This is a genomic window from Plebeiibacterium sediminum (assembly GCF_026013605.1).
In the GTDB taxonomy this organism is placed as follows: domain Bacteria; phylum Bacteroidota; class Bacteroidia; order Bacteroidales; family Marinilabiliaceae; genus Saccharicrinis; species Saccharicrinis sediminus.
On sequence record NZ_JAPDPJ010000294.1, the window covers coordinates 1 to 521 of the forward strand.

The window sequence follows — 521 nt, forward strand, 5'->3', positions numbered from 1 at the left end:
GCAGCGATACAAGGCATTAGAGACGGAAAAGGTTTTAGTGGAGAAGATAATGTAATGCTTCCCATGATAAAGGATCTGTTGGAAAGTGCAATGAAAGCAGAACTAGACATTCATATGAATGAAGAGCGCTCAAAGGATGATCAGTCAAAAGTAAACCGTAAGAACGGCGCCACCCCCAAGAAGATGAAGAGTGAGCAAGGTACCTTTGAGTTAAATACTCCAAGAGACCGCAATGGTACATTTCACCCTCAAATAGTAGAAAAACAACAAACCTTTTTAGGAGATGCCTTACAAGAAAAAATCATTTCATTATATAGTAAAGGTATGAGCTATAAAGATATTCAAGATCATCTGGAAGATTTATATGGGACATCTGTATCCAAAGGTAAAATAAGTGAGATTACAGACCGTATCATGCCTGATCTTGAGCGCTGGAAGAACAGGCAACTTGAACCCATTTATTCAATCATATGGTTGGATGCTCTACATTTTAGTGTACGAGAAGATAATGTAACCATAAA

Annotated in this window: 1 protein-coding gene; it reads left to right on the forward strand. The window is 37.8% G+C overall.

Annotated elements, in window-relative coordinates; all coding sequences use genetic code 11:
* On the forward strand, positions 1-521 hold a 521-nt coding region (locus tag OM075_RS25520), incomplete at both ends, for a transposase (protein WP_301193380.1).